Below are 26,904 nucleotides of genomic sequence, written 5' to 3' on the forward strand. Positions count from 1 at the left end.
TTTAGATATTCCGTCAGCGCGCTGACGGAATATCAGTGTAACACTAATGTTTTATTGAGTTTGCAAAGTCTAGTTCTTCATCTTGCCATCCTTTCGATAGCGCTTTAACTAAAGCATCATAGCCATTGGTTGCTAAAGGAACATAGCGTTCAAATGGTTTGATTTCAATATTATTTTTACGGTCAGTAACAACCCATCGGCCTTTAATTATCGCATCCCCCGTATAACTGCCATGAAAGCTATCTATAAATAATTTTACCGTTAGTGTTGGTGTTGTAATTGACTTACTGGATACTAAATAATTAGGTAACATAGCCGTTAAATCCTGCGTTAATCGGTCTTGAAGCTGCTGAGATAACGTTGATACCCATAAATGGTTGATTGCTGTTTCATATTTGATATTATCGGTTTGTAATACAATACCCGGTTTATTTAAAAAACTCGCCACATCAACTGACTCAATCCAAATAAATTGATTCGTGGTTTTCATGTTTTGCGATACAGGAATCTGTGAATTGCTAGTGAGTTGAAAATAACTTTTACTCGGGTTGCTAGCTGAGCAACCCGCTAATATAGCGAACAATGGCATAAATACAACTATAAGTAGTTTTTTATATATTCTGTTCATTATTTTTTACCTTTTGCTTGAGGTTGTTGATCTTTTTTCGCCGGCGCAGAAAAAATCAGTGCATTACTTTTATCATTAAGCGTATTGAGTAATGGAGTGAGTTCGTCCATCATTTGTTGCACTTTTTGTAAACTCTCTTTCATTTGATTGTTGAGTTCAGAACCTGGTTGTAAGCCTTTCATTGTTTCATTTAATGAACGTAATGTCTTTTGCAGATCTTTTGGCATATTTTGCATTTCCTTACTCGCCATAATCTGATTTAATGATTTCATTAATCGTTCGCTTGAAGCTAATGATTGATTGAACTGTGATAGGGTATTGTTAAGTGGTAAATTATTAAAGTTATCAAGTAACTGCATAATTTTTGCTTGAATTTGCGCAATTCCTGTCGAAGTTGCCTCAATAGTATCGTAACCAAACTGTGTCGCTAGTTTAGAATTATATTGATTTTTTAAGTCAGGATAAAAATCAAGATCTATATATAGCGCACCTGTGAACATGTTCGAAGTTTTTAACGAAGCTCTTAATCCATTTTTTTGCTCTTTCATAATCAATGCGGCAATATCGATCTTTTCATCAACGAGTTCAGATAAACGATCGGGTTCGATCCTAATTAATATCGGCACTTTTTTATTTAAAATTGACGATTTTTCTAGCATTTCAGCAGTATAAAATGGCACTTTAGATACCGTACCTAGCCTAATACCATGATATTCAACGGGCACACCTTCGGTTAATCCAGATATCGAGTCAGAAAGCATAATAAGAAACTCTTTATATTCGGTATACTGCGAATCTTGGATAGATTTTTTATCTTCATATAGTTTATAAACTGCATTTTGTTCAGCAGGTGCACCTAATTTGGAACCTTCAGGTAAATCAAAACTAATCCCTCCAGACATTAACACATCTAAAGAAGGTACATCGAGACTAGCCCCCCGAGATGATAGTGTTAAATTGATCCCTCCTTCTTTCCAAAAACGAACATTTTGTGTTACTAGTACATCATAAGGTTTAGTTATAAAAATTTGATATTTCATTTTACGTGATTCAACATCGAATTCCGATGTTTCCACATTACCTACACGATAGCCATGAAACATGATAGAAGCACCACGAGGAATCACACCATTTTGCTCACTTTCTAAATTTAGACGAATACCTTTAATGCTTGGATCAGACAAGGGAGGGGCATCCGAAAGCACAAACGGTTTATGTTGAAAACTATGCGTATCGTTTCCCGCAGCTAATTCTATATAAACACCCGATAAAATAGTCCCTAATCCAGTCACCCCATCACGGCCAATTTCAGGCTTAACAACCCAAAAAATCGAGTCATTTTTTAGTAACGGATCCATATCATTATAAATACGACCTTTTATTACCACTTGTTTGTAGTCATCAGATAAAGTCACTTCGTCCACTATCCCTACATCAACGCTGCGGTTTTTAATTACTGTTTTTCCAGCAATAATGCCACTTGCGTCTTTTGCAAGTAATGTGAACGAGGTGCCTCTATCGGCAAAATGAGCGTAGATTATCCAAAGCCCCACAATCGCAGTAACAATGGGAATAATCCATATAGCTGAAATAGCTCTAATTTTAATTATTTTTGCTAATTTACTTGATGTTGCCATATTGTCCCTATTAATCTATTTTCTTTTTTGCCGACGATCCCAAATTAACCGAGGATCAAATTTTTGTGATGCAATCATCGTGATAATAACGACAGTTGCAAAAAATGTAACACCAATATCTGGGTAAACGCCCATCATTTGCTGATTTCTCACTAAAGAACAAATAACAGCAACCACAAATATATCAATCATTGACCATTTACCAATAAACTCAACTGCAGTGTACAATTTTTTCATTTTTAAGCAATTACGTTTATTTTTCCGTTTTACTGCTAGTGCAAAATAACAAAGCCAACTGAGTGAAATGATCTTTAAGATTGGAATAACAACACTTGCAATAAAAATAACAAGTGCAACAGGTATATCACCAGCTTGCCACATATAAATGACACCATCCATAATAGTCGATGTTGATGACGATCCGAAAACAACGGTTATCATAATTCCAAATAAATTAGCGGGAATGTAAAGAATTAATGAAGTAACCAATAAGGCTAGGGTCCATTGTATTTTATCAAGATCTCTGATTTTGCTTTTTTGTTTACACCTTGGACATTTTACATAATGCACTGGCAATATAGCCTCACAGCATTTGCAAAGTTTTAAATTTTGACAAATGCCTGTTTTACCAACTTTTGGTGTATCGGTAGCAAAATTACTACGATGAATTTCATTCCAGATTGTTTCGGGCGAAAAAATCACTAAAGATTTTATATAAAAAAACACAAATAGACAGAACGCCCAAAATGTGCCAGTCACACCAATACTGCCATAACTCATTAATTTAACAAAACTCACCAAAATCCCTGTAAGAAATATTTCGGGCATACACCAATGCTGAAACTTTTCATAAACAATAAGCAGATCTCGTTTACGGTACTTTGTTACTCGTAGCTTAGAACAGAGCAAAACGATAATTGATAAATTTAATATAGGAAAAAACAAAACAAATAAGATAAAAAGCGCTGAAATATAGCTATATTTATCAAAAAAAAGGGTTTTAGGGATATCTATTAAGCTAATACCAATAAAATTGCCAACAATATGAATATCAATAAAGATAAAGCCACAGGCTACAAGAATCATAATTAATGAACAAACTGCATACATAGTAGCGCTAAATTTCATATTGTCATTATTTTTAGCTAGCGTTGTATTACAACGCGGGCAAACAGCTTTATGCCCTATGGGTATATTAGATAATTCTATGACCAAATCACAGTGTGAGCATAAAACATAATGTTGTTTATCAATGGCCATTATTTCCCTTTATTTGATACATATTTTATATCTATAAAAATATTTCACATTAACATAACGTTTACGAATAAAAAATATTGAATTATTTCAAACAAGCGCTTAAGAAATCACTATTTCAATAAATAAAAATTGGTTAAACCTTCTTCATAGCTAATCATATCAAATGGCAATTTTTTATGAAAGTATTACTAAATTAAATTAATAAAACTTGATTATGATCAGATTTTTTTTATAAAAATCTAACTCAAATGCATGACGACTTTTATATGTACTTAAACTATCATCATTAGTCTAAAAGACATTAAATATTATAATTATAATAATCCAATAAAGTTAATCTTGAATATCATTATTTCATCACCATCTGTTAGTTTCAGTTATTACACTAAATGGATTATTTATAAAAAAATTGTGAAGAAGTTTCCATAATTAACTAAATAATTTCTCTGTATAAAAAAAACTTGATACTGTATAACAATACAGTATAATGTATACCCATATCCTAACTCATTGGAATTTTATAATATGAACGAAAACAAACAACGCGCACTTTCAGCTGCATTAAGTCAAATAGAAAAACAATTTGGTAAAGGTTCAATTATGCGTTTAGGCGATACCCAAACGTTAGATGTGGATGCGGTATCTACTGGTTCTTTAGGGCTAGATATTGCATTAGGTATCGGCGGCTTACCAATGGGCAGAATCGTTGAAATTTTTGGACCAGAATCATCGGGTAAAACTACACTCACTTTATCTGTTATCGCGCAAGCACAAAAAGAAGGTAAAACTTGCGCATTTATTGATGCTGAACATGCACTTGATCCAATTTATGCCGCAAAATTAGGCGTACAAGTCGATGATTTATTAATTTCTCAACCTGATACAGGAGAACAAGCACTTGAAATTTGTGATGCCTTAGTTCGCTCTGGTGCAGTTGATGTTATTATTGTCGACTCAGTGGCTGCTTTAACACCAAAAGCAGAAATTGAAGGTGAAATGGGCGATTCACATATGGGATTACAAGCCCGCTTAATGTCACAAGCATTACGTAAACTCACTGCAAATATCAAAAATGCAAATTGCTTAGTTGTATTTATTAACCAAATTCGAATGAAAATTGGTGTTATGTTTGGTAATCCCGAAACCACAACCGGTGGTAATGCGCTTAAATTCTATGCATCAGTACGTTTAGACATTCGCCGTACAGGCTCAGTAAAAGAAGGCGAAGATGTTATTGGTAGTGATACACGTGTAAAAGTAGTTAAAAATAAAGTTGCCGCACCTTTTAGACAAGCCGAATTTCAAATTCTTTATGGTTGTGGCATTTCTAAAGAGGGCGAATTAATTGACTTAGGGGTTAAACATAAATTAGTCGATAAAGCTGGCGCATGGTATAGCTACAATGGCGAAAAAGTTGGTCAAGGTAAAGCTAATTCAATTAAGTTTTTACAGGAACGTCCAGAAATTGCTAAAGAACTTGAAACTAAACTACGTGATTTATTACTTAATAGCCCGGCTGTTTTTACAGCTGATGACGACGATACGTCATCAGAAAATGAAAGCATTGAATAATGGAAAAAAAACTCAATAAATTAATCCTAAATAAAGCTGTGCAGTTACTTGCACAGCGCGATCACTCTTCGTATGAGCTAAGCCAAAAAATAACATTTTTTTTTGCCAAAAAGCGACAAAGTACAGATGAAGAATATCAAAGCCAATTAATCAAACTAAAAATTGAAATACAAGATGTTATTGAGTATTGTATTAATCAGAATTGGATTAATGATGAACAATATATTGAAAAATATATTGTTATGCGTGCAAATAAAGGTTACGGAAAATATAAAATTGCAATGGAACTTAAACAACGAGGTTTACCCGTTGATTTAAGTCAACAGCTATTGCAAATGGCTAATATCAACTGGGAAGATCTTGCGTACAAGCAATTACTAAAAAAGCTAAAACAAATTAACCATAAAAATAGTAATAAAAAACAAAAATGTATTCAATTTTTAATATCTCGAGGTTATACACAAGATGATATTAAAACTGTACAAGATTTATTGACTTAACTAATTATAATATTTAGAATATAATATATACAATTTAGAAAAAACGATTACAAATAAAGCTCACTAATTCTTTTTTATTTTTTCCTTAATTTACTTGTAATATTAACTAGATCCGCATCAATAGAAGAATATTTACTTTTCAACTTTAGCTGTAGCGGGTATATTACTATGTTTGAACATCTATCGTTTTATATGGAAGCATAAATGAAAAGTACTGCAGAAATTCGTCAAAGTTTTCTTGACTTTTTTCGTGGCAAAGGACATGAAGTTGTCACAAGTAGTTCCCTTGTTCCACACAATGATCCAACACTGTTATTTACTAATGCCGGAATGAATCAATTTAAAGATGTATTTCTTGGTATTGATAAGCGTTCTTATAGTAGAGCAACAACATCACAACGTTGCGTGCGTGCTGGTGGTAAACATAATGATTTAGATAATGTTGGCTACACAGCCCGACATCATACTTTTTTTGAAATGTTAGGAAATTTTAGTTTCGGCGACTATTTTAAGCATGATGCAATACATTTTGCATGGGAATTATTAACCAGTAAAGAATGGTTTAATCTCCCAAAAGATAGGTTAACCGTCACAGTTTATGAGACAGATGACGAAGCCTATGCAATCTGGGAAAAAGAGATCGGTATACCTAAAGAACGTATCATTCGTATTGGTGATAATAAAGGTGCTCCATATGCTTCTGATAACTTTTGGCAGATGGGCGATACTGGTCCTTGTGGTCCTTGTACCGAGATTTTTTATGATCATGGCGATCATATTTTTGGGGGCCCTCCTGGCAGTGCTGAAGAAGATGGTGACAGATTTATCGAAATTTGGAATATTGTTTTCATGCAATTTAATCGCCATCCTGATGGCACAATGGAACCATTACCTAAACCTTCTGTCGATACTGGTATGGGACTAGAACGTATTGCTGCAGTTTTACAACATGTTAATTCTAATTATGAAATAGATCTGTTCAAGAAATTAATTAAAGATGCAGCCGATATTATTCAAACTAAAGATTTAGAAAGTAAATCTTTGCGCGTTATTGCTGACCATATTCGTTCTTGTGCTTTTCTAATTTCGGATGGGGTATTACCTTCAAACGAAGGTCGAGGCTATGTATTACGCCGAATTATTCGACGTGCTGTGCGCCATGGACATATGCTTGGTGCAAAAGATATTTTCTTCTATAAGCTCGTTAAATCATTAATTGACGTCATGGGAAGTGCAGCGGTTGAATTAGAAAATAATCAAAAATTAGTCGAAGACGCACTCAAAATTGAAGAAGAACAATTTTTAAAGACCTTAGAACGTGGGTTATTTTTACTTGATCAAGAATTAGCTAAACTAACTGGTGAAGTATTGCCTGGTGATATTGCATTTAAACTTTATGATACTTACGGCTTCCCGCTAGATCTAACCGCTGATGTATGCCGTGAAAAAAATATTAGTATTGATGAAGCTGGTTTTAATCAATGTATGGAAGAACAAAGAAAACGAGCCCGCGAGTCAAGCTCATTTAATGTCGATTATAGCAATGTTATTAAACTTGATGATAAAACTGAGTTTTTAGGCTATCAAGCAACAGAATCCTCAGCAAAAGTTATTGCTATATTTAAAAATGGACAGAAAGTCGAAAGTATTAGTGCTGGTGATGAAGCTATCGTTATTTTAGACAAAACACCATTTTATGGAGAGTCAGGTGGTCAAATTGGTGATAAAGGCTTATTAACAGCAGCGAATCTTGAATTTAGCATTTTTGATACCCAAAAATATGGTAAAAACATTGGTCATTTAGGAAAAATCATTAAAGGTTCTTTAAAAATTGGCGATAATATCACTGCAGCTATTGATGTAGAGCTACGCGAACGTATTCGTCGTAATCATTCTGCTACACATTTATTACAAGCCGCCTTGCAACGTGTGTTAGGAAACCATGTTCATCAAAAAGGGTCTTTAGTTAATGACAGCTATCTACGTTTTGACTTTTCACATAATCAAGCCATTACGTCAGAACAAATTATTGAAATAGAGAACTTGGTTAATCAGCAAATTCGTCGCAATTTACCTGTAGATATTGAGTTAATGTCAATTGAGAAGGCAAAAAATAAAGGTGCAATGGCTTTATTTGGTGAAAAATATGAAGATATTGTTAGAGTTTTAACAATGGGTGATTTTTCAATTGAACTTTGTGGTGGCACTCACGTAGATAGAACTGGTGATATTGGTTTATTTAAAATAATATCCGAATCAAGTATAGCCTCTGGTGTTCGCCGTATTGAAGCAACGTCAGGGCAAAATGCCATGGATTTGATACACTATGAGTCCAATTTATTAGCTCAAATTGGACAAGCTGTTAAAAGTGACAAATCCGCGGTTTTAGCACGTATTGAGCAATTGCTTGATCAAACTAAGCTACTTGAGAGAACAATTGAGCAATTAAAAGCGCAGAAAGCGACTCAGGAGAGTGCTCAATTGCTTAATCAATGTGAAAAAATCAATAATAAAAATTTACTCATCGCTAAACTTGATAACGTCGAAGCAAAAGTACTGCGTACGATGATTGATGATCTTAAAAATCAATTAAAAACAGGCGTCATTATTTTAGCTGCCGTTAATGATAGTAAAATCAATTTAGCAGCTGGTGTTACTAATGATTTAGTCAGTATTATCAAGGCTGGAGAATTAGTTTCGCAATTAGCACTAAAAGTAGGTGGTAAAGGTGGTGGGCGACCTGATTTCGCTCAAGCAGGTGGAATGGATCTCTCGGCGTTACCAGAAGCGTTATCTTCTGTGAAAAAAGAAATCAGTAATAAATTACAAGCAAGTTAGCCAGATTTGCTCAAATGTTTTTAATTAAATATTAGAGTTTTTCTGTAAAATTCCGTCTTTCTATCTTACTGATGGGGGCTGACGAAGCTATATCTTAAAAATTGTTTGGATATATACTTAACTGATATTAGGAGATCTAATGTTAATTTTAACTAGGAGAGTAGGTGAAACACTAATTATTGGTGACGATGTAGTCATTACCATTTTAGGTGTCAAAGGTAATCAAGTCAGAATTGGTATCAATGCCCCTAAAGAAGTTTCGATTCATAGGGAAGAGATATATAATAAAATTCATCAACACCAAGATGTAAACGATGGATCATCTGACCTTACAGAGTAATATTGAGTAGTAAATAAACAACTAGCACGCGTAAGCAAAAAAATGTTTGACTTATTTTTTGTAAACCGTAATATGTGCGCCACACATTATGATTTTGTTGTTAAAGCAGAGTCATAATGTTTTGGTGAGATGGCCGAGAGGCTGAAGGCGCTCCCCTGCTAAGGGAGTATGCGGTCAAAAGCTGCATCGAGGGTTCGAATCCCTCTCTCACCGCCATTTAAAAAATTAAAGTATGCATCCGTAGCTCAGCTGGATAGAGTACCCGGCTACGAACCGGGCGGTCAGGGGTTCGAATCCCTTCGGATGCACCATTTTAATAAATTCAAAACGCATCCGTAGCTCAGCTGGATAGAGTACCCGGCTACGAACCGGGCGGTCAGGGGTTCGAATCCCTTCGGATGCACCATTTTTTTAACGAACTTACACGCATCCGTAGCTCAGCTGGATAGAGCACTCGGCTTCGAACCGAGCGGTCAGGGGTTCGAATCCCTTCGGGTGCGCCATTTAGGTTGAATCCCGATATAATTCTAGTATACTAAGCTCACAAATTTTAATATCAATAAATCAATCTACTTTTTGATTTATATGTTCTGTTATCTATATTAGAATAACAACAAAGTAGAAAGATATTCCCTAATTAATAATGGACATTATGTATGTTAGACCCAAATTTACTCCGAAATGAATTGGATCTTGTCGCTAAGAAATTAGCACGTCGTGGATTTAAATTAGATGTTGATACTATTCGTCATCTAGAAGAAAAGCGCAAAGTATTACAAGTTGAAACAGAGAACTTACAAGCTGAGCGTAACGCTCGCTCAAAAGCGATTGGTCAAGCAAAGGCTCGTGGTGAAGACATCACAGCTGTACGTGAAGAAGTCAACAAGCTAGGTGAAAAACTTAATAGTGCAAAAACAGAGCTTGATACATTACTCAATCAAATTAAAGATATTGCCTCTACAATCCCAAATATTCCTGATGATTCTGTTCCCGATGGTAAAGATGAAAGCGATAATATCGAAATATCACGTTTTGGTACACCAAGGACATTTGATTTTCCAGTTCAAGATCACGTTGCATTAGGTGAACGTTTTGGTGGGCTTGATTTTGCAGCTGGTGTAAAACTAACAGGTGCTCGTTTTGTGGTTATGAAATCGCAAATAGCACGCTTACATCGTGCTATCACCCAATTTATGTTAGATTTACACACCGAACAACACGGCTATGCCGAAATTTATGTACCGTATCTTGTAAATCAAGCAACGCTTTTTGGTACAGGACAATTACCTAAATTTGCAGGTGATTTATTTCATACTAAACCACTAGAAGAAGAAGCAGACAGTAGCAATTATGCCTTAATTCCAACCGCTGAAGTACCAGTCACTAACCTTGTACGCGATGAAATTCTTGATGAAAGTGTATTACCATTAAAAATGACAGCACATACTCCTTGCTTCCGTTCTGAAGCGGGATCTTATGGTAAAGACACTCGCGGCTTAATTCGTATGCATCAATTTGATAAAGTAGAATTGGTTCAAATTGTTAAGCCTGAGGAATCTATGAAAGCGCTAGAGGAACTAACTGCTCACGCAGAAAAAGTACTACAATTACTTGAACTGCCATATCGAAAAATTGTACTGTGTACTGGTGATATGGGCTTTGGTTCATGTAAAACCTATGATCTGGAAGTATGGGTACCGGCACAAAATACCTATCGTGAAATCTCTTCTTGTTCAAATATGTGGGATTTCCAAGCTCGACGTATGCAAGCTCGTTATCGTAATAAAGCTGACAATAAAACATATTTAGTGCATACACTAAATGGTTCTGGATTAGCAGTTGGTCGAACGCTGGTTGCCATTATGGAAAACTATCAACAAGCAGATGGCACAATTAAAATTCCATCTGTTTTAGTTCCTTATATGAATGGCGTTGAATTTATCGGATAAGATAACTACATATCACATAGACAATAGCGCTAATAATTAGCGCTATTTTTTTATTAATTAAGGTAGGTGGAAAATGATAAAAGGAGTTATGCTTTCAATAATGGCATCATGTTTATTTGGGCTACTTTATTACTATCCTGTTTTATTACATCCCTTATCTGCTGTTGATATTTTTTGTTGGCGATTATTAACATCCTTTCCTGCAATAGTTGTATTGATCATTGCTGGGAAACAGTGGCCAGCCATAACTGCACTATTTAGCCGAATAAAACAACAACCTCTTCTTTTATTGGGGTTATTATTTTCTTCCTTTTTGCTCACAATACAGATGATGATTTTTATCTGGGCGCCACTTAATGGACATGGACTATCCGCCTCACTAGGTTATTTTTTATTACCATTGGCAATGGTGATTTCTGGACAGATCGTTTATAAAGAAAAACTTAGTTTTTTACAAAAAATAGCCGTTGGACTTGCTGTATTAGGCGTTGCTATTGAAATCTACATTACAGGTGCATTTTCATGGGAAACAGTTGTTATTGCCTTGGGGTACCCAATATACTTTATAGTAAGGCGCAAATTGCAAATAGATGGCATTTCTGGCACGTTTTCTGACTTTTTATTTATCTTCTTAGGGTGCATTGTATATTGTGCTTTAAACTATCGTTTAGACAAAATAATCAGTGATCTTTCTCATTTCCATATTTATATCCCTATGTTAGGTATCATCACTGCGGTTGCTTTTGCAATGTATTTCGTTGCTAGTCGTTTATTGCCGATGGGATTATTTGGCTTAATGGGATACGTGGAACCCGTACTACTAACACTTATTTCAATAGTATTTTTACATGAAACAGTCTCATTAAAGCACATTGTGTCATATGGATTTATTTGGCTATCAGTTTGTATTCTAGCTTTGGAAGGTGGGATTTTTGTTATGCGAGCAATAAAACGTAAAAGAATTTAATGGATACTAAAAAGGCACTATCCATTGTGCCTTTTGTCGACCTCTTATCTATTATTTACTATTTGTTATGCGAGCAATAAAACGTAAAAGAATTTAATGGATACTAAAAAGGCACTATCCATTGTGCCTTTTGTCGACCTCTTATCTATTATTTACTAAAAGTGACATAATGACCATAACTTTCTATGATGTCTTTGAGCCTATCAAGCGTTTCTCTTGGCGGCGCTTCAACCCCTTCCAACTTATATTCATCGCCAAGTGTATCCCATTTATATGCCCCCATTTTATGGTAAGCAAGTAATTCTACACGCTCAATATTGTCCATCCCGTGAATAAATTGACCAAGCAAATGTGCTGAATCATCATCATCGGTCCATCCAGGAACAACCACATAACGTATCCAAGTTCGTTTATTGATTTTTTGTAAATATTTGGCAAACTCAAGAACCCGCTTATTAGGAACACCGACTAATTTTTGATGAATATCATCATTGACTTGTTTTAAGTCAAGCATAACTAAATCAGTGACATCTAAGAGTTCATCAACAACATGATCGAGCTGTCTTGCATAACCATTTGTATCTAAACAAGTGCTGATCCCCTCTTGATGACAGGCTTTAAACCATTCTGTAACAAATTCAGCTTGTAACGTTGCTTCACCACCAGAAGCTGTTACCCCACCACCATTTGGCATAATAAAACTTTTATAAGAAATAATTTCTTTCATCAGTTCTTCAACTGTGACTTCTTTTCCTGCTTTTAAATCCCAAGTATCACGATTATGGCAATACAAGCAACGCATTAAACAACCTTGAAAAAAGACAATAAAACGAATTCCTGGACCATCAACAGTGCCAAAGGATTCAAAAGAGTGAATGCGACCTTTAATAGGCGATTTTGTTGTCATAATAATATTTTGTTGTTCCATAGATAATCTCTAATCATTGCTCATATTGCTTTTAATAATTTTAACGCCGATAGCATTTGGCTTACACCAATTATATTAATCGACGCTAATTATATTTTATTTAATTATACCGAATAAATGCCAACAATATTCAATTATTATCATCATATTGATATTTAATTAAAGTTGTCACCAATATTCTTTATTCTTTCAAACTAGATAAAAAAATAGCGCCCTTAAGGACGCTATTTCGATTCAGTTAATCAATTAACTCAATTACATTGCTTGCGTAAATGTACGATTGATTACGTCATTTTGTTGTTCTTTAGTTAATGAGTTGAAGCGTACCGCATATCCAGAAACACGAATGGTTAATTGCGGATATTTTTCAGGGTGCTCCATTGCATCTAATAATGTATCACGATTTAATACATTAACATTTAGATGTTGACCACCTTCAATTGTTGCCTCGTGATGGAAGTAACCGTCCATTAAGCCAGCTAAATTGCGTTTACGCACATCATCATCTTTACCTAATGCATTTGGAACGATAGAGAAAGTATAAGAAATACCGTCTTTAGCATAAGCAAATGGTAATTTAGCAACAGAGGTTAATGAAGCCACTGCACCTTTTTGGTCACGTCCATGCATTGGGTTAGCACCTGGTCCAAATGGTGCACCAGCACGACGACCATCAGGAGTATTACCCGTTTTTTTACCGTATACAACATTTGAAGTAATGGTTAATACTGATTGAGTAGGAATTGCATTACGATAAGTTTTAAGTTTTTGAATTTTCTTCATGAAACGTTCAACTAAATCAACAGCAATATCATCGACTCGTGGATCATTGTTACCGAATTGTGGATATTCACCTTCGATTTCAAAATCAGTCGCTAAACCATCTTCATCACGGATAGTTTTCACTTTTGCATATTTAATCGCAGAAAGTGAGTCAGCAGCAACAGAAAGACCCGCAATACCACATGCCATAGTACGAATAACATCACGGTCGTGAAGTGCCATTAATGATGCTTCATAACTATATTTATCGTGCATGTAGTGAATAGCATTTAATGCTGTTACATATTGTTTTGCTAACCAATCCATAAAGCGATCTAAACGAGCAAACACTGTATCGAAATCTAAATACTCATCAGTGATTGGGGTTTCTTTAGGACCAACTTGCATTTTTAATTTTTCATCCACACCGCCGTTGATTGCGTATAGAAGTGTTTTAGCAAGGTTTGCACGCGCACCAAAGAATTGCATTTGTTTACCCACAATCATTGGGCTTACACAACATGCAATAGCATAGTCATCATTGTTAAAGTCAGGACGCATTAAATCATCATTTTCATATTGTAATGATGAAGTATCAATTGATACTTTTGATGCGAACTCTTTAAACCCACTTGGTAATTTTTCAGACCAAAGGATAGTCATATTAGGTTCTGGTGATGGACCCATTGTATATAAAGTATTTAAGAAACGGAAAGAAGTCTTAGTAACTAAAGTACGACCATCAACTCCCATACCTGCGATAGATTCAGTTGCCCAAATTGGATCGCCAGAGAATAATTCATCATATTCAGGAGTACGTAAGAAACGAACCATACGCAATTTCATAACGAAATGGTCAACAATTTCTTGTGCATCTTTTTCCGTAATTAATCCTGCTTCAAGATCACGTTGGAAGTAAATATCAAAGAAAGTCGACGTACGACCTAATGACATCGCTGCACCATTTTGTGATTTAACCGCAGCTAAATAACCGAAGTAAGTCCATTGCACTGCTTCTTGTGCTGTTTTAGCTGGTGCTGAAATATCGTAACCATATTTAGCGGCCATTTCTTTAATTTGACCAAGTGCACGATGTTGTTCTGCGATTTCTTCACGACGTTGCATAGTCATTGCTAAATCAACACCGTTTTCGAAATCTGCTTGTAATGAATTAAATTGTGCAAATTTGTCTTGCATTAAATAGTCAATACCGTAAAGTGCAACACGACGGTAATCACCAATAATACGACCACGACCATAAGCATCAGGAAGACCTGTAATAACACCTGATTTACGACAACGAAGGATATCTGGCGTATAGATATCAAAAACACCTTGGTTATGTGTTTTACGGTATTCTGTGAAGATTTTTTTAACTAAAGGATCAAGCGTTCTATTATAAGCTTTACAAGAATTCTCGATCATTTTGATACCACCAAACGGAATAATTGCACGTTTTAGTGGTTTTTCAGTTTGTAAACCAACAATTTTTTCTAAATCTTTTTCAATATAACCTGCATCATGAGCAGTAATTGTCGAAATAACACTAGTATCAAAATCCACAGGGGCATGGGTAGCATTTTCAACTTTAATGCCTTCCATTACTTTATCCCATAACTTAGTTGTCGCTTCGGTTGCGCCAGCTAAGAAAGACTCATCGCCCTCATATGGCGTGTAGTTTTTTTGAATAAAATCGCGGACATTAACATTTTTTTGCCAATCACCATCTTTAAAGCCTTTCCAAGCAACTGCTTGTACTTCGTTTAAATTACTCATAGTTTTTCACCTCAGGTTTACAAAAATATCTATTTACCCTCATATATATGAGGGTAAATATTATAAAATCAATGTGGCTTACGTAAATATAAAGCCCAATAAGGTAGCGCCACAGCTAAACCACCTAAAATATTCCCTATTGTCACCGGGATTAAATTGTTAAATATAAAATGCGTTACTGTTAGCTCTTTAAATGCATCTGGTGATACACCAATTGCTTGCCAAAATTCAGGAGAAGCAAAATTGTTAATGACAATGCCCATTGGGATCATAAACATATTTGCAATGCTATGCTCAAAACCGCTAGCGACAAACATAGCGACAGGCAATACCATAATGAGCATTTTATCGAGTAAACTACGTCCAGCATAACTCATCCAAGCAGCCAAACAAACCATTAAATTAGCGAGAAAACCAAGACACACAGCTTCAATAAAGGTATGATGTAATTTATGGTCAGCAGTTTGTAGAACATTCAATCCCCACAAACCATTAGCAACCATATACTGACCAGAAAACCAAATAACTGTGACAAACAGTATAGCACCAATAAAGTTGCCAATATAAACTAAAATCCAATTACGGATCATTTTCGCCCAGCTCACTTTGCGAGTCATTTTAGGTAAAATGGTTAATACGGTTGAAGTAAATAAGTCCGAACCACAACAAACAACCAGCATCAATCCTAATGAAAAACAGATACCACCGACCAATTTTGCTAAACCAAAAGCAACGGTTGCGGTTCCAGTTGTTACGGTAATATAAAACACGAAAGCAATAGAGATAAAAACACCTGCAAGAATCGCAGATAACATTGTGCTACATAAGGGTTTATTTACTTTGTAATTACCAATATTTTCGGCAATTTGGGTCATTTGTGCGGGAGAATAGGAATCTACAAGTTTATCGATACTCAAACTAACATCCTCAAAAAAACTAGGGTTTTATGAGACGCATAGTATACTCAAAATTTGAAGCAGATCACGTTTTTTTTATTAAAAAATTTTAAAACTAAAAAAATCGCTGTTTATTAAAAGAGTTGCTTATCGTAAAAAATAAGTAAGGCAAGTTTTCTGGAAACCTTATCCACAATGGAAACGTACGTTGTTTATTTATTGTGGCATTCTAACACTAAATTAATAGTTAGATTAGCTTTTTGGTCCTGCAAAAAACTGAACTGTTTTCCCATAAAAATAGCCAAGTAGAACATTGATTTTATTTATTTTTTTCGATTAATGATTTTTTGATAAAATCAAGTACTTATAGTGTGTTTTTGGGAGATTTTGTATTTGAGTAAAGCCTATGTGGATATGGTTAAGTTTTGGAGATTTTAACCTTTTAGGAAAATAAACAACGTTAGTATCAAAACCCAAAAACTTACCGACCCAAATACCTTTAAGACTGCCCCTTTTAATACCAACCATGCCTTTGACATCGGCAGTCAGGGAAGTGCTTTTTTTGATTTTCCGTCATTAAAGCGCAAAGCTCGCAGGCTCTGCCAGCCCCCGCCCCCCAAAATGAGGCGGGGGCTGTTCTTTGATAACTTAACCAACTACAGTCATATAAGTATCACTGCGCCTTAATGATTAAGAACTCAATGCTAAAAGCTAAGGTGCGGTGCAAATAACACTGAAACTGTCATAGCCATTGTCGTTGTAGATTACATCGTAGTACTCACCTTCGATAACAACCTTGCTGCCATAGTCAGAATCTACACAAAAGATGTTAGTCTGGAAAACTTTATCAGGGTAATAACTTAAGTAGCCCCACTCGGTTAAAAAGCCTGCACCTATTTGACGCTGGAAATAATTACCACTTGATGACGGCGTGGCATCCTCTATGCCTTCTAAGCATGGAAACCACTTATCCTTACCACATTTCGCATTGGTTAACTCTCTGACTCGTGACAAACGATACCCCAAACTACTACACCACGATGCTTGTTCAGAATAGCTCCTCTCTTTACGACCTCGATTGATAAACCACTTCTGCAATATAAAACCGTACTTAATCACCACATGACCACTTCTATCCCTACCCTCTAATTCAAAGGTCTGCGGTAAAATAGGTCTACGAAGTGGACTAGGATTATCTGACTGTATTTGCGCATCACTCGCTCTAGGACCATTTAATGTTACCCGCGTTACATACTGAGATTTATCACTAATCCATTCATCGTATTCTATTATGCCCCATGCGCTTGTAAATGAGCCCGAACGTGGCTGTGTCCAACTCACAGTAGCCGTTATTCCACCATGAGTAACAGGCGACCAGGTCAATTGACTTGCATCCACCCCACCTATATCTAAATCAAAATATAATCCATCAGCACCTGTTGTCGGAAAATTAAGACCATAAGATGATGAATTTATTGACTGAGTAAGAAAACCCTTATCAGAATTCCATATGCTAGCAGGTCCTGCCGCTTCATCTTCACCAAAGTAAAGATTCGGCCTTGCGTAACAAACTTTAGGCTGTGAATTTGGATTGATATAATACGTCACCGTACGACCATCGAAATTCCTGCTATTCGGAATACCATACTGAGTAGTTAAATTACCATCTGTACTACTTAATGTTACCTTATAAGGTGCACTACATATATCTAATGTATCACTACGACTTACTGCATTACCATTTTTATCAGTGAAACTCACCGATAAACTCCCCGTTGCAGTCACCCCATTAGTACCCTGACCATCTCCATCATCATCTTCCCAATAATTATACGGCGCTCGAATAAGTGCATCTAATCCTATTGAGTTGGTTGACGGTGGCAGCAACATCCCTATATCACTAAAGGTATTTCCATTTATTAGCCTTATTGGATTTGTTGCACTTGATGTATTGGTTGATGGCGTAACCGTTGTACCATCTGGCAAGGTAATAAACAATAACGCATCAGTGGTAGTCACTTTAGTGTGACCTCCATCAAACGTTAAATACGGCGCACTACCTTGAATCACTTGGCTAGTATGCGCTGTTAATGCCTGTGAGCTGAGCGAATACGGCAATAACAACACTGGCGCTAATGCCAACGGGATTTTTGCAAAAAATTCGGTGGATAATTTTGATGATATAAACGAGGGAAGTGTAAAAAACCGTCTAATGCGATTATTGGATAAACTTAAGACATAGGTTTGCCTTGTCTGTTGTCTGTTGTCTGTTGTCTGTTGTCTGTTGTCTGTTGTCTGTTGTCTGTTGTCTGTTGTCTGTTGTCTGTTGTCTGTTGTCCAAGATTATACTTCATAACATTCCACCTTACAAATAAAATATTGTTTTATTTGTTTTTTTATGATTATTAGCCTGTAAAATGAGCTAATTTAATTTTTACCGTTAAAATTATAATATTTAAAAAAAACTTGGCTAGTTTTTTTGGGGATTTTTTGTAAGGGAATGTAAAGGAAAGAATGGTTTAAGCTTTGAAGAAAACTTTAAATGGTTGAAATTTTTGACTTTTGAAAAAACAACAAGATAAAAAATAATAAAATCAATGCACTAACTGACTATTTTTATAGTTTTTGGGTTCGGGTGACAATATTTGACAATAATTTGTGTGGTTGGGTTTCGGACATTTTGAGTTTTTTGTGGTGGAATCAATAGCAACAGTGACAACGGTCGAGTTAGGAAATTAGCAAACTCCTTAACACCCCACACTTTGGCTACAGAATGCGACCGACTTATATTTACTCGTATCAACCTGATACTCGTCTCTTCGAGGCTATCTTCGTTTTGCTCAGATGCTTTAATTTGTTCCAGACAAATTTGTGTTCTCAACTAACATACCCATGCTAAACATCTCTGTTTGGTATGGGTTGGGATTTAGTAGAAAATGATATAAATTAAACTTTATCACCCCTGTTATTTTTTCAGAATTGAATAGCTCCTTATCATTCGTTATAAATAATAAGGAGCAATTATTTATATTGGTTACCCGCTTATTTATTATCTAAAATCCTACTGACTTTTATTAGATAATTACGTGATTCTTGAGAAGCATGAGAAGTAACGAGTTTTCGATAAACTTGTTGTGGTGTCATTGAGTTTATCATGTTGATGGCCTCATTGCGATTATTTGAGAATGTACGAAGCACACTACCTGCCCCACCGTTATAAGATGTGATCATGGCATAACGTAATGAAATTGGATTATTAATTCCAGCCAAATATTTTGTTTTTAGCAATGATAAGTAAGCGGTTCCCATATCAACATTATTACGCGGATCGAGCAAAAATTTTCGGCTTGGTTCTCCTGATTTACCCCATAATTTAAAAATATCACGACCTGCTGTATGTTGTTGCACTTGCATAAGACCAAGGGCATCTGTTCGACTAACCGCATAAGGGTTAAAGGCTGATTCCACTTCTATAATAGCTAAAATGAGTCGTTCATCAACAAAATAACGATTTGATGCCTCGGTAATAATTGGTAAGAATTTTCTAGCTCGTTGATTAATATGATTTGGCACAAGTTTGATTTCAACATAAGTAATTTTGTGGGCGCCTGATGTTCGTTGTTTCAAATTATTGGCTAACACATAATCAGCAAAACTATTTGCTCTACCATGCCAACGAATAGGTTGATGTTCTTGATCCAATACCTGATTATATAAAAATGGTTCACCGGACAAATCTTGACTGATTTTATCATGGCGAATAATATCGACTGGCTCAGACATTAATAGGGTTGAAACGATTGCTTCTTTTAAACTAGCTAGTGGTGTGTTAGATAGAGTTTCAATAGTGATAACACCAGAAACAAAGTTAATATGTACCCTGGTTTGTAAATTATCCTCATATTGAACATAGTCTTTAGGACCAGCTATCAAAATTTCTTTAGGCCCCCAAATTTGTTCAATATTATTAGCATATTGACTAATCAAAATATTAAAGGCATTGGTATCTTTAACATAATAATCATCATTACGATTTTTCGAATTTTTGCTAGGGCAAGCCGTTAAAAGGCTCACAGTGATGAGTAATGTGAGAATTTTTTTATTATTTGTCATTTGATATCTCAATTTTGGGGTTTATAACCATCAATAACAATTTCTTCGCCTTCAAATAGAAATTTGATCATTTCCGCTTCAATCTTTTTACGATGCTCAGGATTCATCATATTGAGCTTATTTTCGTTAATTAGCATCGTTTGCTTTTTAAGCCATTCTTGCCATGCTTGTTTTGATATTTCATTAAAAATACGTTTGCCAAGCTCACCAGGGTAAAGTTGAAAATCCAAACCATCAGCATCTTTTTTTAGATAATGACAATAAATAACACGACTCATTTTTATCTCTTTAAAGTACAATTAACGAACTAATGGCTGATTATACCTGAAAATAATGGTAGATAAGAAGAAAATTATTGAATCAGCATTTAAAATAATATCGTTGCAGAATGAATATAAATTTAAAATAACTGAATAATTATTTACTTTACACGGCGGTTAATTCGCTTAAAATAACATAAGCTATTTAGTAAAAATAAATTAAGGATTAAATAATGCAGTCCAAAATTGCACGAGAACTATTTGATCAAGTTATTTTACCTGTTTATGCACCGGCTCAGTTTATTCCTGTTAAAGGTCAAGGTAGCCGAGTTTGGGATCAAGATGGTGAAGAGTATATTGATTTTGCCGGTGGCATAGCAGTTAATGCGCTGGGTCATTGTCATCCAAGACTAGTTAAAGCTCTACATGAGCAAAGTGAAAAGTTATGGCATGTCAGCAATGTTTTTACGAATGAACCGTCACTAAATCTTGCACAGAAGCTTATTGATAATACTTTTGCTGAGCGTGTGTTTTTTGCCAATTCAGGGGCGGAAGCTAATGAGGCCGCGTTTAAGCTAGCGCGATATTATGCAGCACAAAGATATAGCCCTTATAAGAGCAAAATCATTGCTTTTTATCAATCTTTTCATGGTCGTACGTTTTTTACTGTATCTGTTGGCGGTCAAGCAAAATATTCTGATGGTTTTGGACCAAAACCTGCTGATATCATTCATGTTCCTTTTAATGATCTTAATGCCGTTAAAGCGGTAATGGATGACCATACTTGTGCGGTTGTATTAGAGCCAGTACAAGGCGAAGGCGGATTAACGTCAGCAACACCAGAATTTTTACAAGGTGTGCGTGAGTTATGTGATGAACATAAAGCACTACTTGTATTTGATGAAGTACAATGCGGGATGGGGCGAACAGGCAGTTTATATACTTATCAACAATATAATGTAAAACCCGATATTTTAACCTCCGCTAAGGCATTAGGGGGCGGATTTCCAATTAGTGCTATGTTAACAACCAATCAAATTGCGTCAGTCATGCATCCTGGCGTGCATGGTACCACTTACGGGGGTAATCCTCTTGCTTGTGCGGTGGGCTGTGAAGCTTTTGATATTATTAACTCCCCTGAAGTACTTGATGGCGTACAAAAACGGCGTGCGCTGTTCATTGAAAAACTCGAAGAAATTAATGATCAATTTAAACTATTTCGTGAATATCGAGGTAAAGGATTGTTGTTGGGTGCAGAGTTACAACCCAAATTTCACAATAAAGCGCGCGATTTTTTAAACGTTGCCACTGAGTTTAAGGTGATGATCTTAAATGCTGGTCCAAATGTGCTGCGCTTTACACCATCACTCATTATTTCAGATGATGAGATAAAAGAAGGTATGTTGCGATTTGCAAAAGCCGTGGAAAAGGTTGTCAATGCTTAAGTTTTTCTATACAGTAACGGCATTTTAATCAATTAAGTGCCGTTGCATTTAAAGGATACTTATTTATGACCGATTTTCACCCATTAAATTATGCCAAAACTCATTTTATTTTAAGTGCGCCCGATATTTCTCATCTACCTATTGACAGTGGTGTCGAGATTGCTTTTGCGGGTCGCTCTAATGCAGGTAAATCAAGTGCACTAAATACCTTAACCAATCAAAAAGGTCTCGCTAGAACGAGTAAAACCCCAGGGCGAACACAACTCATCAACCTTTTTGAAGTTGAAGAAAATTGTCGTTTAGTTGATTTACCGGGTTATGGTTATGCTCAGGTGCCGGAAGCCATAAAGCGAAAATGGCAAAAATCACTGGGCGAATACCTCCAAAAACGCGAAAGCCTAAAAGGACTAGTTGTATTAATGGATATCAGGCACCCTCTAAAAGATTTAGATCAACAGATGATTGAGTGGGCTGTTTCCGTTGATATTCCTGTTATGCTATTACTGACTAAAGCGGATAAGCTGGCATCTGGAGCACAAAAAAAACAGGTTAATATGGTCAAAGAGGCTATCTTACCTTTTCAGGGAAATATTACCGTTACGCCTTTTTCATCGCCTAAACGTATTGGACTTGAAGCATTAAAACAAAAATTAGATGAATGGTTTAGTCAGCAATAAAGGAAATCATTTAATGGATAGTTCAACATTTTCGTTTCAATCTTTATCGCCGGATCTTATTCTTGATAGCTTATCTTCAATAGGCGTATCTGTAGATTCTGGTTTAACCGTATTAAATAGTTATGAAAATCGGGTTTATCAATTTCAAGATGAGGATCGCAAACGTTATGTTGCTAAATTTTATCGCCCTCTCCGCTGGAATAAAAATCAGATTTTGGAAGAGCATCAATTTACGCAGCAATTAGCTGATGACGAAATACCCGTTATTGCGCCATTAACATTTAATCATACCACGCTACACGAGTATCAAGGTTATCTGTTTGCCCTGTTCCCAAGTGTGGGGGGGCGACAATACGAAATGGATAATATAGAACAAATGGAATCGGTGGCTATGTTTCTTGCCCGTATTCATCAAATTGGCGCAAAGCAGCCTTTTTTGCATCGCCCAACTATTGGGTTAGAAGAATATCTCTATCATCCTCAAGAAATTTTATTATCTTGTCGATTAATTCCTAAGAAAGTGCAATCCAATCTTAAAATAACCTTAGCGCAATTAATTAAAACCGTTGAGCAATACTGGCATAACGATTGGCAACCTATTCGCCTACATGCCGATTGTCACGCAGGTAATATTTTATGGCGTGATAATGCAATGTTTGTTGATTTTGATGATGCGCGTAATGGCCCTGCCATTCAAGATCTGTGGATGTTGCCTTCTGGTAATCAGCAAGAGCGACGCATACAGTTAGATATGCTAATTGAAATGTATCAAGAGTTTTATGACTTTGATAACCATCAATTACAACTTATTGAACCTTTAAGAGCAATGAGAATGGTTCACCATTTAGCATGGATTTTAGAACGCTGGCAAGATCCTGCTTTTCCTATCGCCTTTCCATGGATGACTGATGATGATTTTTGGCATCAACAATTAGTTGAATTTGCACAGCAAATTACTACCATAAAATCACCACCACCACAATTGATGGCAATGTTACAAAATTAAGAAATCAAGCAACAACTGTTCTAAATTAGGTTGTTGCAAAACCAATCGCTCTTTTTTTTGCTTAGATAGTTGCTTTATTCGATACTCAATTTTAAGCGCAGTTGACCTATCCCCCACATTAACTTGATAAACAATACTAAGATCTTTATGACCTTTTAAATGTTTAGCACCTTTACCATTTTTATGTTGTTGCAAACGCCTAGCAACATCAGTGGTGATACCTGTATACAATGATTGCTTTGCTGTTCTAATAATATATAAAAACCATACTGATACGTTGTTTTTCATAAATAATCAAGAATAATCGATTTATCTATTTGTTAATAATAGTATTTTCATCTTATTATCAGTATAACACCAATTTTAGTCACTTTTGTGTAAAGTGGATCGAGTAATGCAAAAGTTATAGCTTCGTTTACTTTAATGGGGATAATGTTTAAGATAGGCATAATTTTTTATGTATTTTAAGGCAATAAATTTGAATAACTTTGCAAAAATTATTGAAATCCAACGTGGCGATATAAAATTCGCTTATGTACAAAATGATGAAATCAATTACCTAGACCTTTTTGATCAATTTTTGGCGGAAGAAGGGCATCATGAATTACTCGATCCTAGCGATAAATTAGAGCGATATACTTATTTAATCAATCATAATAAAAGCCAATTTATTTTTAAAATTGATGGTGGCGTTGAACACCGTTTAGAGCGTCGCTTGATCGCCAAAATTACAGGTGATTTTTATTTCAATTTAATTCGTAAACTCGCCAAAATATCGCTTGATAAATGTGATATTGCTTATGAACTTTACTTGGTTGCTTTCGACCAAAAAACAAAGCGTCATTATATGATTTTCAATTTTATTGAAGGACGATCTTTAAAATGGGAAGAAATGAAAGAGTATGGCGAACAAATAAAAAACTGTATAGAAAAACTGCACAGTTATAATCTGGTCTCTAATGATGTTCATGGTGGCAATTTTATCTTAACACCTGATGGAAAAATCAAAGCCATTGATTTAACTAACTCAGGTTTTATTTGGTTAACTAAAGCCAATGACGCAATTGAATTAAAAGAACGTTTTAATATCAAAATTAAGGTTCCTTTTTTTGCCATGGCAATTAAAAAATTTACTCATGGATTTAAACGCTTATCTCGTAAAATCCGTGGTAAAGAAGATTAATCATCTATAATCATTGTGGGGAATTGGTTACTCACAATGATAATTAATGCGGATATCAAACATTAGCTATTAATACATAACCTTTCAATTAATCTATAGGATTCATTGTAGGAAAACGCCCAATTATTATACTTCATGATTCAAATAATCTGCTAAAAACGTATAAAGCATTTTTACCCGCAATCGCTTTATGCGATTTAACTGTAAAAGAAAATAAATCATTTTCTATCTTTTGAATCGCTAACTATTTGTTGGTGGGTAGATTTTATGGATTTTTGATTGATAAGATGGTTATCAAATGTTTTAATCAATAGATATTACCAATTCTCAAATAACCACGAAACGGTATAGAATCCTGAATATTTTTTACAAAAATATAATCTAAAAAAGAAATATCACATCTTCATTAAAGTACCTATCGTTTTCGACTTTCTCATTCCTTTGTTGTTGGGTAGTTTTTGTGAATTTTTGATTGGCACGATAGTTATCAAATGTTTTAATCAATAGATATTACCAATTCTCAAATAACCACGAAACGGTATAGAATCCTGAATATTTTTTACAAAAATATAACCCAAAACGTGAACATCTAGCTTGCCATCTTCATTTATCTTCAATGGATTTTTCAACTTCAGACGGTTATTTTATCTTTATGATATGCACCTATTTCTTATCTGGAATAAAGCGTTAGTATTGTTTTATGTTTATTCATTGCTGTAGTTTTTAAAATTACTGTAGACAAGGCAAATAGTGTCTGCATATTAATTAAATTTGTATTCACTATTTTCCAGCACTAGCAAATCGATCAATAAACAGCTAGAATTAATTAGCTTATTCTAAAAGGATGGGGTATGAAAAAGTTAATTGGTTATGTTGCCGTTTTAGCTATGCTAACTAGTTGCGCATCTCAAAAAATGATGTCCATTTATCAGACTAGTGGTGTTGAAATAGCTCAAAATTCGTCAGGTGTGGATATTTTAAATAAATATAACACGTCACGACCTATTACAGTCTTTCACTCATCATTATCATTATGCATCGCTCAAGAACTGGATAACAGCCCCGTTGTATTAACCAGTGAAAATTATTTTGGTTCACCTTGGTGGTCTTATTATAATATACCTAATCAACAATCAATCACGGTTAGTGGTGGCGACACAATCAAGTTAGTTGAAGGTAATCATGTTGTCGCCGAAGCTGTAACTGACTATCTACATCGCACTAAATATTTTGTCAGCTATACCTTAACAACTACTCGCAATCAAAATAACATCCATTATCTGTTCAGCAACATTAAGCAAGCGCAACAATATACCGGTTCAGTATTTGAGAATGTTAAAACGCTTGAAAGCGCTCATCCTAACCTCGTGATTGAAGCGCTCAATAAAGAGGTTGATAAAATTCAAGAATGCTTATTACGTCAATAGCGAGTTAGTTCAATAAATTTTTTAATTCTGTTATTTATTTTGATATGTAACAACTAATCGTGTTGTTTGACAATAATTTGAGAAACTACTGTAATTGTAATTGCCGCCTTAATTTAATTTTATTATGTCATTCAATATTTTCATTGTTCAATAAGGTATATGTGTTTCATTAATTGGAACAAAATCACTTAATCCTATTTTCCATCGTTGCTCAGCATATTCTAATAACTCATCGAAATTGGAAAAAACATATTGTTCAAATGAAGTTATTGATTGATTGAATGCACTATCATTATCCGTTAATGCGGGATCTGCATAATATGTACGGAGCTTATATAAAAAAAATACTTCTTCTTCATCTATTATTGGTCTTATAAGTTGATCTATATAAAGTGAATACAAGGAAAATTCCCATTCTTCATCTTCTTCCTCAGGTTTCTTATATTCAATAGAATAAATCTCAATAAAACGAGTTTTATTTTCTTCGAATCTTTCAAAGAATTGCCCTCTCATTTCGTAGGGAAATGGATGGTAAGGATTATTGTATTTGCTCTTATTCATAATTAATAAAAGTTTTCCTGTCTAAATATTGTCCCTGATATCTGAAGTTTTACTTGTAACTATCCCCTAAAATAGTACAGCAAAAAAGTAGAAAATTCTCTATGATAAAAGTAAAAGAGGATTCAATTATGAAAAAAATGACTGAACATCAAATCGTCGCTATTTTAAAAGAAGCTGAA

22 protein-coding genes and 4 tRNA genes are annotated in these 26,904 nt (G+C 35.0%); 15 read left to right on the forward strand and 11 right to left on the reverse strand.

Features of this window, described 5'->3' with window-relative positions; all coding sequences use genetic code 11:
• Window positions 1-43: 43 nt before the first annotated feature.
• Genes A9G24_RS09300 through A9G24_RS09310 form a run of 3 tightly spaced genes read right to left on the reverse strand, consistent with a single transcriptional unit; the run spans window position 44 to window position 3,525 of the window.
• The gene (locus tag A9G24_RS09300; protein ID WP_065638765.1) at window positions 44-628 is read right to left on the reverse strand and encodes a PqiC family protein; all 585 of its coding nucleotides are present in this window, start codon (window positions 626-628) and stop codon (window positions 44-46) included.
• On the reverse strand, window positions 628-2,265 hold the full coding sequence (gene pqiB / locus A9G24_RS09305) for an intermembrane transport protein PqiB (protein WP_065638766.1): 1,638 nt from the start codon (window positions 2,263-2,265) through the stop codon (window positions 628-630). The genes A9G24_RS09300 and pqiB overlap by 1 nt, the downstream gene beginning before the upstream one ends.
• A 15-nt stretch (window positions 2,266-2,280) precedes the next feature.
• On the reverse strand, window positions 2,281-3,525 hold the full coding sequence (locus A9G24_RS09310; RefSeq protein ID WP_065638767.1) for a PqiA/YebS family transporter subunit: 1,245 nt from the start codon (window positions 3,523-3,525) through the stop codon (window positions 2,281-2,283).
• A 525-nt stretch (window positions 3,526-4,050) separates the two neighbouring features.
• Between A9G24_RS09310 and recA the strand changes: the two genes are divergently transcribed.
• From recA to rarD, 10 genes are all read left to right on the forward strand, one after another.
• Window positions 4,051-5,097: a recombinase RecA gene (gene recA, locus A9G24_RS09315; protein ID WP_065638768.1), complete on the forward strand. Its 1,047-nt coding sequence runs from the start codon at window positions 4,051-4,053 to the stop codon at window positions 5,095-5,097.
• On the forward strand, window positions 5,097-5,597 hold the full coding sequence (locus A9G24_RS09320) for a regulatory protein RecX (protein WP_065638769.1): 501 nt from the start codon (window positions 5,097-5,099) through the stop codon (window positions 5,595-5,597). Before recA ends, A9G24_RS09320 begins: the two co-directional genes overlap by 1 nt.
• 204 nt (window positions 5,598-5,801) lie before the next feature.
• Window positions 5,802-8,435 carry an alanine--tRNA ligase gene (gene alaS, locus A9G24_RS09325; RefSeq protein WP_065638770.1) on the forward strand — a complete coding sequence of 878 codons (2,634 nt, stop codon included), beginning with the start codon at window positions 5,802-5,804 and terminating at the stop codon, window positions 8,433-8,435.
• 139 nt (window positions 8,436-8,574) lie between these two features.
• A complete protein-coding gene (gene csrA / locus A9G24_RS09330; RefSeq protein ID WP_065638771.1) occupies window positions 8,575-8,775 on the forward strand; it encodes a carbon storage regulator CsrA in 201 nt (66 codons plus the stop codon).
• Window positions 8,776-8,898: 123 nt separating this feature from the next.
• Window positions 8,899-8,991: transfer RNA gene (locus A9G24_RS09335), tRNA-Ser, on the forward strand.
• Between the two features lie 18 nt (window positions 8,992-9,009).
• Window positions 9,010-9,086, forward strand: a tRNA-Arg gene (locus A9G24_RS09340).
• Between the two features lie 18 nt (window positions 9,087-9,104).
• A tRNA-Arg gene (locus A9G24_RS09345) sits at window positions 9,105-9,181 on the forward strand.
• 20 nt (window positions 9,182-9,201) lie between these two features.
• Window positions 9,202-9,278, forward strand: a tRNA-Arg gene (locus tag A9G24_RS09350).
• Window positions 9,279-9,431: 153 nt separating this feature from the next.
• On the forward strand, window positions 9,432-10,724 hold the full coding sequence (gene serS / locus A9G24_RS09355) for a serine--tRNA ligase (RefSeq protein WP_065638772.1): 1,293 nt from the start codon (window positions 9,432-9,434) through the stop codon (window positions 10,722-10,724).
• An 88-nt stretch (window positions 10,725-10,812) separates the two neighbouring features.
• The gene (gene rarD, locus A9G24_RS09360; RefSeq protein ID WP_255307242.1) at window positions 10,813-11,691 is read left to right on the forward strand and encodes an EamA family transporter RarD; all 879 of its coding nucleotides are present in this window, start codon (window positions 10,813-10,815) and stop codon (window positions 11,689-11,691) included.
• Between the two features lie 148 nt (window positions 11,692-11,839).
• Here rarD and pflA read toward each other — a convergent pair whose 3' ends face one another.
• The 6 genes from pflA to A9G24_RS09390 form a co-directional block, all read right to left on the reverse strand.
• On the reverse strand, window positions 11,840-12,619 hold the full coding sequence (gene pflA / locus A9G24_RS09365; protein WP_218056281.1) for a pyruvate formate lyase 1-activating protein: 780 nt from the start codon (window positions 12,617-12,619) through the stop codon (window positions 11,840-11,842).
• 255 nt (window positions 12,620-12,874) lie between these two features.
• The gene (gene pflB, locus A9G24_RS09370) at window positions 12,875-15,157 is read right to left on the reverse strand and encodes a formate C-acetyltransferase (protein ID WP_065638774.1); all 2,283 of its coding nucleotides are present in this window, start codon (window positions 15,155-15,157) and stop codon (window positions 12,875-12,877) included.
• A 68-nt stretch (window positions 15,158-15,225) separates the two neighbouring features.
• The gene (gene focA / locus A9G24_RS09375) at window positions 15,226-16,074 is read right to left on the reverse strand and encodes a formate transporter FocA (RefSeq protein WP_255307241.1); all 849 of its coding nucleotides are present in this window, start codon (window positions 16,072-16,074) and stop codon (window positions 15,226-15,228) included.
• 690 nt (window positions 16,075-16,764) lie between these two features.
• Window positions 16,765-18,195: a hypothetical protein gene (locus A9G24_RS09380; protein ID WP_065638775.1), complete on the reverse strand. Its 1,431-nt coding sequence runs from the start codon at window positions 18,193-18,195 to the stop codon at window positions 16,765-16,767.
• Window positions 18,196-19,095: 900 nt separating this feature from the next.
• Window positions 19,096-20,166 (reverse strand): membrane-bound lytic murein transglycosylase MltC, encoded by a 1,071-nt coding sequence (gene mltC, locus A9G24_RS09385; RefSeq protein ID WP_065638776.1) that lies wholly within the window; start codon window positions 20,164-20,166, stop codon window positions 19,096-19,098.
• Window positions 20,167-20,174: 8 nt separating this feature from the next.
• Window positions 20,175-20,444, reverse strand: a complete 270-nt coding sequence (locus A9G24_RS09390; protein ID WP_065638777.1) for an oxidative damage protection protein — start codon at window positions 20,442-20,444, stop codon at window positions 20,175-20,177.
• A gap of 215 nt (window positions 20,445-20,659) precedes the next feature.
• Between A9G24_RS09390 and argD the strand changes: the two genes are divergently transcribed.
• The 3 genes from argD (at window position 20,660) to A9G24_RS09405 (ending at window position 23,554) form a co-directional block, all read left to right on the forward strand.
• Window positions 20,660-21,871 (forward strand): bifunctional acetylornithine/succinyldiaminopimelate transaminase, encoded by a 1,212-nt coding sequence (gene argD, locus A9G24_RS09395; protein WP_065638778.1) that lies wholly within the window; start codon window positions 20,660-20,662, stop codon window positions 21,869-21,871.
• Window positions 21,872-21,936: 65 nt separating this feature from the next.
• Window positions 21,937-22,548, forward strand: coding sequence for a ribosome biogenesis GTP-binding protein YihA/YsxC (gene yihA, locus A9G24_RS09400; protein WP_065586959.1), 612 nt, complete (start codon window positions 21,937-21,939; stop codon window positions 22,546-22,548).
• A 13-nt stretch (window positions 22,549-22,561) separates the two neighbouring features.
• On the forward strand, window positions 22,562-23,554 hold the full coding sequence (locus tag A9G24_RS09405) for a serine/threonine protein kinase (RefSeq protein WP_065638779.1): 993 nt from the start codon (window positions 22,562-22,564) through the stop codon (window positions 23,552-23,554).
• Here A9G24_RS09405 and A9G24_RS09410 read toward each other — a convergent pair.
• Window positions 23,543-23,842 (reverse strand): GIY-YIG nuclease family protein, encoded by a 300-nt coding sequence (locus A9G24_RS09410; protein ID WP_065586961.1) that lies wholly within the window; start codon window positions 23,840-23,842, stop codon window positions 23,543-23,545. The two genes, A9G24_RS09405 and A9G24_RS09410, sit on opposite strands and share 12 nt — an antisense overlap.
• A gap of 190 nt (window positions 23,843-24,032) precedes the next feature.
• On the opposite strand from A9G24_RS09410, the gene A9G24_RS09415 reads away from it, so the two are divergent.
• Both A9G24_RS09415 and A9G24_RS09420 read left to right on the forward strand, forming a co-directional pair.
• Window positions 24,033-24,737 carry a lipopolysaccharide core heptose(II) kinase RfaY gene (locus A9G24_RS09415; RefSeq protein WP_176701192.1) on the forward strand — a complete coding sequence of 235 codons (705 nt, stop codon included), beginning with the start codon at window positions 24,033-24,035 and terminating at the stop codon, window positions 24,735-24,737.
• Window positions 24,738-25,588: 851 nt separating this feature from the next.
• Window positions 25,589-26,164 (forward strand): hypothetical protein, encoded by a 576-nt coding sequence (locus A9G24_RS09420; protein WP_065638781.1) that lies wholly within the window; start codon window positions 25,589-25,591, stop codon window positions 26,162-26,164.
• Window positions 26,165-26,311: 147 nt separating this feature from the next.
• On the opposite strand, the gene A9G24_RS09425 is transcribed toward A9G24_RS09420, so the two are convergent.
• Window positions 26,312-26,725: a hypothetical protein gene (locus tag A9G24_RS09425; protein WP_065638782.1), complete on the reverse strand. Its 414-nt coding sequence runs from the start codon at window positions 26,723-26,725 to the stop codon at window positions 26,312-26,314.
• Window positions 26,726-26,904 lie beyond the last annotated feature (179 nt).

It is taken from the genome of Gilliamella sp. App6-5 (assembly GCF_001690525.1).
Taxonomy (GTDB): Bacteria; Pseudomonadota; Gammaproteobacteria; order Enterobacterales; family Orbaceae; genus Gilliamella; species Gilliamella apicola_H.